Raw genomic sequence first — 7,097 nt, forward strand, 5'->3', positions numbered from 1 at the left:
CTCCTGGCAAGACTAAGCCGTGCATTAAGGTGGCGCCGGGTGCGACACCTATGAGTATTTCCGAGGTGTCTCCGCCTAATGCTGTCCCACTAGTGTGGGTTCCATGTCCATCCGTGTCATGCGGCATGCTTAAAACTGGGTTACCGCTTGCATCAAACTCCATCCATCCGCCAGGGTAGTAGGGGCTTGAAGGGTCAAGCGTTAGCATCTTGCCTGCGAGTGCTGGGTGAGTGATGTCCACACCAGTGTCAAGTACTGCAATCCTAATTCCTTCCCCAGTGTAGCCGAGAGACCATACTTCGTTAGACCTTATCTTGAATATACCCCAGCTACTAACGAGCTGATCGGGTTCAATGCTTTCCCTCTCTACGGGACGTATCACTTCTACCCTGAAGTTCTCGAATATTTTTACGACATCAGGGTGGGTTGCAAGAATCTTGACCAATGACACGGGGACTCTTGCAAGGATTACATTATCCAACCAGAACCTGTTGAGAATCACGCCTCCTTTCATATTGATCATTCTAACTATAGGATCCTGCGTGTAAGAAGCCCAGGATTTCAAGCTAGCCACAGCCAGGTTGTAATCTCCCTTTACAAGGGTTCTCACATTGTCAGGCAAGGGTTTCAACCTTATAATAACCTCAACGAAGACATTGCTGTCCAGGGTTCCAATGTTTTTCAACAGGTTGGGGTGAATCTTCTGTAATACCTCATCATTTCCTTGGCTTGCAGCGAGAGGGGTTGAGAGAGATGTTATAAGTATGAATACTAGGAGGATTACATTTATACTTTTGTAAGACACATTTCCCACGTTATGTGAATTCGCTTATGATTTTTACGAGTATATAAGCTTTTCCCAAATATTTCTGGAAAGTTTTCAACCCAAGATGGACAATGCATAAAGTCTCATTCAGCACGCACTAGCCCGTTCTGAAAATGTATAGAAGATAGAGGGTTGAAGCAATGCCGATGAATGAGGAGGATATGAGGGAGAGTCCCGGATTCAAACCCACGTATAGGATGCCTGCCACCATGGATGAAAACGCCGCGCCCACGTTCTCCATGATTCTCTGAAAGCTAACAGCCCTCCCTCTTATCTCCTGAGGAAGTATCCGGGTTAGTATTGTTGAGACAGCTGCTGAAATTATGTTATTGGATATGGAAATCACGACGTTACAGACTATCACCACCGATAACGCGTCGACGTTGAAGAAGTATGGGAGTGAGAGTGCCGCGATCGATGATGAAGCGAGGATGGATGAAATCAGTGAAAGCTTCCTGAAATTCGTTAATGTAAACCTGAATATAAGTATTGACCACGCTATGCTCGCCATGGTTGACGCGCTGTTAACCAGCCCCCACTCTGGCTTCTCTATTCCCAGGACTTCTATAGCGTATATTGCTCCATAAGTGTTGAGAACGCCGAACGCCAGCTGCCACAGCAAGGCGGTGAACACGTAAACCTTAAAGGCTTTCACCAGCACCGGCCTGTAGCCTGAAAGCTCAAAAACCAGCTTACTAAAATCCTTATCCCTTTTCGAATATGTTTCTTTAAAACCCCTCATCCTCAGGATCAAGACCATGATACTTAACGCTCCAGACAATACGAAACCTATTCTTACCCCAGTAACCCCTAACTGTTGGTAAAGAATCCCTCCCACAACAGGCATGAAGAGCCATGGAATACTTGGAACAATGTTCAAAAGGATGAATCCCTTGAATGTCTTGTCCCTGGGCATTGAATCCATGACTATTGCGCTCAGCGCGGGCTGGTAGAAATGCATCGCTGAGTCTAACACCCATATGATTGCGAACTCTCTCCAATCCCTGGCTAACGCGTACAAGAACTGAACAATAGTGATGCCTGTGGTACCGATCATGATTGTTTTAACCCGTCCAATATAATCGGTGATCAACCCACCAGGGATGAGGGAGAGACCGAGCGAGAGCATTCCCAGGGTTCTTATCCACGCGAGATCAAGGTCACTTGCTCCCAACTCTTTAGCGTAAACCGAGAAAAACGGCTGAACTAGTGATCCGCTCAGAGCGAATAAAAACCATGAAAGAGCCATTACTCCAACATTTCCAGAGAGTAAGGAGCGGGCCTCGCTAACGTATTCGCTGAGGAATCTGCGATTAATCATAGTGGGTTCCTGGGTTTTAAAATAGTGCTAAGTCGATTCTCCTCTCAAGTACTTCTCCAGCAACTCCTTGGCGTAATCGTATCTTATGCGTCCCTCGCTAATCATTTTCTCAGCAATCTTGTCGATTAGATCACCGGTTGCCCCCGCCATTATGGCTAGGTTCCTGGCGTGAAGCCTCATGTGCCCTTTCTGAATACCCTCGGTGACTAGAGCTCTTAAAGCAGCAAGGTTCTGGGCTAGTCCAACAGCAGCCATGACTTCGGACAGTTCCTTGGCTGTTTTAACATTTAGTATTTTCAAGGCAATCTTGGCAACCGGGTGAACCCTTGTCGCACCTCCTACGATGCCGACTTGAAGTGGGAGCTCAACACTGCCGACTAGGAATCCTTGCTCGTCAACCTCCCAGTAAGACAAGGGCTTGTAGCAACCTGTTCGGCTCGCGTAGGCGTGGGCCCCGGCCTCTATTGCCCTGTGATCCTGTGCTGTCGCCAACGCTACAGCTATTATCCCGTTCATAATCCCCTTATTATGGGTTACTGCCCTGTAGGGATCGATTTCGGCTAGGATGCTTGCCTCCATGATCTTTCTAGCAACATCCAATCCCCCTACTTCATCAGAAGGTGTTCTAGCCCAAGCTCTCACAATCCTTCTGGTAGCGTAGTTAGAGACTATTCTCAGCCTTGCCTGCCCTCCTGTAATCTTCTCCAGCATTGGAGCTACGGCCTCTGCCATAGTGTTAACGGTGTTAGCGCCCATGGCGTCTCTCACATCAACGATCAAGTGTACAATTATGACGGGCCCCATGCGTGAGTCGGCAATTCTTACTTCTAGGTCTCTTGGCCCACCGCCGTACTTTAAAAGGGTTGGATCCTGTTGCTTAGCGTGCTCCAGTATCTCCTGCTTGGCCTCGATTATCCTCATGGCCTTGTACTGTGGCGCAGTAACGTTCACGATGTGTATTTGGCTGATCATTTCTTGAGGGCCTGCCTCAGCCCTTATCCCTTCACCATACCTTAGCATTCTAGCCGCGTTGCTTGCTGCCGCTACTACACTCGTCTCCTCTATTACCATCGGTACCAGGTAATCCACCCCGTTTATCTTGAAGTTAGTGGCAATAGCGAACGGGTATGTCATCCCGCCTACAACATTCTCAATCATACTGTCCGCGATCTCTACTGGAAGGTTCCCCAAGTTGCTAAGGGTTTTAACCTCGTCCCCGGTTAAACCCGACATCTCAGCTATAATTCTCAACCTTTCACTCATGGGAAGCTTGTAAAACCCTTGTATTCTACTGCTCCTCTCAGGCATGTAAATCCCAGTCTTCTTATATTGACGACTATGTATTAAATATTAACGGTGGAAATAATGGTTCATGAATGGGCCCTGGCTGAGTCGATAGTGCTGTTTCTTGAAAATAGTGGTTTTCGAAAAGTTAAGTCCCTTAGAATAGGGCTTGGAATACTTCAATCAATAGATAAGGAGATATTTTCCTTCAGCCTTCAGGAATTGCTAAGGGATAAGGGTTTAACTGTGGAAAACCTGGAAATAGTTGACGAGAACGCCGAGCTGGAGTGCAACACTTGCGGTTACAGGTGGAGTTTAAGCCCAGAGTCCATGGACGAGGCTGTCAGGGAATCAATCCACTTCGTGCCCGAGTCCATCCACGCCTTCACCAAATGCCCTAAATGCGGTAGCAGGGATTTCTCGATAACTCAGGGAAGAGGTGTGAGAATAATAGAGGTGCAACCAGATGAGCTCTGATCCACGATTCCACGGCGTGGTTAAAAGGTTGAAGCAAATATCTAAAGTGTACATGGTTTTAAGCAGTAAGGGAGGCGTGGGAAAATCCTTCATATCAACCCTTCTATCATACTATTCCTCGCTAAAAGGAGTCCCAACCGGACTACTCGACCTTGACTTCACCAATCCATCCACCCACATAATACTTGGCGTCAGACCTGAGGAAGTGTCTTACAGGGAAGAGAAAGGGTTGGAACCCTTCAAAATAGGTGAGCTCTCATACTTCTCCATAATTTCCTTCACAAGGGACAAGCCCCTGGTTTTAAAAGGTGAGGAAGCTAGGAACGTGATGAGAGAGGTTTTAAGCATTGTAAACTGGACGGGCATTCAGAAGCTCTTCATAGACACTCCACCAGGCCTAAGCGATGAGCAGTTAGAAGCTATCTACAATCTCAGAGGCTTGGTGAAGCCAATAGTTGTGTCAACCCCTCACAGACTATCGATTCAAAGCGTTTCAAGACTGGTGAAAATCCTCAGGGACGCTGGAATAGGCGAGATAATGCTTGTTGAAAACATGGGAAACGGTGTGCTGAAGGCTTTCGCTGAGAGCGAGGGTCTCAACTACGCAGGCTACGTCCCGTTCATTGAAACCATCGACGAGTGTATTGGGTCAGCTTCTAAGATTGAGAACTGCCATCTTAGAAAATACTTTGAGGCTATTCTAAGTAAAACGTGATTTTCACGGTTCAACTAATGAAACCCCTCGCCTGAGATGTTAAAACTCGTCGGAGCTCAGCGACCTGTCTCCCGCATCACCTATGCCGGGTACGATAAAGTAGTCCTGGTTGAGAACAGGGTCCACGCTTAAAGTTATAACTCTGACATCGGGAAATCTCTTCCACAGGTTTTCCAAGCCGGTCCTGGACGCTATTATCGTGGCTACGAGGTAATCCTTGCATTTCAATTCGTTAAGCTTTTCTAAAACCTTTATCATGGTGTTTCCCGTCGCCAAGGTCGGATCCACGGCGATAGAAGTGTATTCTGAAAGGTCGGGAGGGACTCTTTCATAGTATAGTCTGACAAGAACCTTGTTCTCGACTTTAAATCTTCTCGCAGCAACTATTCCTAGGCCTGCCCACGGCAATGCCTCCCAAATCCCATGCATTAAAGGTACTGATGCTCCTAGAACCCCGATAATGTAGACCTGTTTAGCCGGAACGATGCCCTCGGTTTTAGCTATTGATGTTTCTACGAATACGGGCTTCCACTTCAAAAGCCTGGAGGCTTCATAACCGATTATGTAGCCTATTTTCTTAACGTAATCCCTGTAAACAGCGGGCCTAGTATCTCTTCTACGTAAAACTGTGAGATAGTACCTCGCTAAAGGATTATCGATGATGATGAGATTCTCGCTCAAAAATTCACCCAAAATTAATTTTAACGTGCCGAGTATAAAGGGATTACCCTATCGCTTGTCAATAATCGGTTACCAGGTCTAGAAGAAACTACCAAGTGCTTGCGAAGCCCATGGGCTGGAAATGCCTTAACTACTCCTTGACGGCGTAGCCCCTCTTCCTCAACCATTCTTTAATGGACCGGGCAACCTTAGGCCCGAACCTGGGTAGGGATGATAGTTTTTCCAGCGGGACCTCGGCTAGGTCGTTAATGCTATTAATGCCGTGTTCGATCAGTATCCTCGCTCTGACTCTACCTATGTTCTCAACACGCGTCAATTCTAAAGCATCATCCTTAACCCCTTCCTCAAGTCTCATGGAAAGCCTTTGTAAATGCTTATACATCCTTCTATCTCCTAGTACACTCTCTATTTTAGCGAGGGATGAAACTATCCATGTCGCTGTTTCCCTAATGTTGAATAAGTCGCCGGGCCCTATAGAGTACTTACTTATTATCGCATCCTCGGGCGTTTCATTTATCCAGTCAACTAATATCATCGCGTACACGTAGCTTGCCAGCCAGTCATCATAGTCCGCCTCCACTCTACCTGGAGACGGTATAATCCCATGCCTGCTCATTTCTAAAGCGGCCTCCTCAAACTCCTCGACAATCCTGCTAGGTATGTATGGTGCACTCCTCAAGAAGTCAGGCGTCATCGTTACCACGTGTAGGACGTAGGAATCTGAGGGTACTGGTGGCTTACTCCTCCTCCAAGTATCGACCGTTGCCGGGTCCAGGTATGTGTAAGACGTGATCTTCCCAAGGCTTGTTGCTTCTAGAAAACCATTCTTTTCAACCACCATACTTGTCTTCAACAGGTAGTTAATTGTTTCCCCTGTTAGGGACTCGAGAAAGGTTTTTGAGCCCGCGTAATGTGCGGAGAACGTTAGCGAGAAGATGTCGTTTAATCCTTCAATACTCGCTGCCTCCCTGGAGGCCAAGAGGGATAAAGCATGAATCCTTAGATTCCGGGAGCTGGCTAACTTCCCCCTCACTTCTTCAGGGCGTCCTCTAAGGAAGGCCACTGCCTCCCTATCGCTTGAAGCATCGACTATTATGCTCTCACCCACTCTATCATATCTTGGCCTCCCCGCTCTCCCAGCCATCTGCTTGTACTCGCTAACGCTAATGCTCACAGTCCTTCCCTTTGAGGCGTCATAGCGTTTAACGGATACAACAACCCTGCGGGCTGGGAGGTTGACCCCAGCGGCAAGAGTGGGAGTGGCGAAGACTATTCTCAAAACTCTGCTCCGGAACGCCTCCTCCACCACTCTCCTCCCCACGCTTGATAATCCTGCGTGGTGGTAACCCACCCCTCTTCTCAACAGGCTTGTCAAAAACTCTCTTTCCATACTGCTCGGGCTCTCAGAGAGTTGTGAAACAAAGTCTTCAACCTCCTCCGGAGCTGGCGGGAGTTTAAGGCTTACTTTCTCAGCGTATTCTTCGACTTTCCTCCTGTTATGAATGAAAACGATTGTTTGATAATCCATTGATAAATTATGGAGGACAACGTCTAGTATTCTATCTCCAGTGTTAACCTCCACGCTCTCCTCTACACCATTATCAAAGAATATTTTCCGCAGGCTCTTAGAGTAGTATCCTTCAACCAGTTTCACAGGCCTCCACGGAGTATCAACAAGTCCCCCCTTGATCCATTCGGCTAGATGATGCGGGTTCCCGATTGTGGCACTTAAACCGAGGATTTGAACACCTGCTTTCAAAGCCCTTGCAACGATCATCTCTATGATGGGGCCC

The 7,097-nt window shown here is 47.4% G+C and carries 7 protein-coding genes; 2 read left to right on the plus strand and 5 right to left on the minus strand.

Going from position 1 to position 7,097, the window contains the following annotated elements; translation table 11 throughout:
- From AC3OH0_RS03175 to AC3OH0_RS03185, 3 genes are all read right to left on the minus strand, one after another.
- A partial coding sequence (locus AC3OH0_RS03175) for a S8 family serine peptidase (RefSeq protein ID WP_498344748.1) occupies positions 1-805 on the minus strand: 805 nt, incomplete at its 3' end.
- 118 nt (positions 806-923) lie between these two features.
- Positions 924-2,147: an MFS transporter gene (locus AC3OH0_RS03180; protein ID WP_498344749.1), complete on the minus strand. Its 1,224-nt coding sequence runs from the start codon at positions 2,145-2,147 to the stop codon at positions 924-926.
- Between the two features lie 27 nt (positions 2,148-2,174).
- Positions 2,175-3,491, minus strand: coding sequence for a hydroxymethylglutaryl-CoA reductase, degradative (locus AC3OH0_RS03185; RefSeq protein ID WP_498344752.1), 1,317 nt, complete (start codon positions 3,489-3,491; stop codon positions 2,175-2,177).
- Between the two features lie 21 nt (positions 3,492-3,512).
- On the opposite strand from AC3OH0_RS03185, the gene hypA reads away from it, so the two are divergent.
- Together hypA and AC3OH0_RS03195 are read left to right on the plus strand one after the other, a co-directional pair.
- A complete protein-coding gene (gene hypA / locus AC3OH0_RS03190) occupies positions 3,513-3,908 on the plus strand; it encodes a hydrogenase nickel incorporation protein HypA (protein ID WP_193435966.1) in 396 nt (131 codons plus the stop codon).
- Positions 3,898-4,623: a P-loop NTPase gene (locus AC3OH0_RS03195; protein WP_193435967.1), complete on the plus strand. Its 726-nt coding sequence runs from the start codon at positions 3,898-3,900 to the stop codon at positions 4,621-4,623. The genes hypA and AC3OH0_RS03195 overlap by 11 nt, the downstream gene beginning before the upstream one ends.
- Before the next feature lie 39 nt (positions 4,624-4,662).
- On the opposite strand, the gene upp is transcribed toward AC3OH0_RS03195, so the two are convergent.
- The gene (gene upp, locus AC3OH0_RS03200) at positions 4,663-5,304 is read right to left on the minus strand and encodes a uracil phosphoribosyltransferase (protein ID WP_498344750.1); all 642 of its coding nucleotides are present in this window, start codon (positions 5,302-5,304) and stop codon (positions 4,663-4,665) included.
- 130 nt (positions 5,305-5,434) lie between these two features.
- On the minus strand, positions 5,435-7,097 hold a 1,663-nt coding region (locus tag AC3OH0_RS03205), incomplete at its 5' end, for a helix-hairpin-helix domain-containing protein (RefSeq protein WP_498344751.1).

The sequence above is a fragment of the Thermosphaera sp. genome, assembly GCF_059755995.1.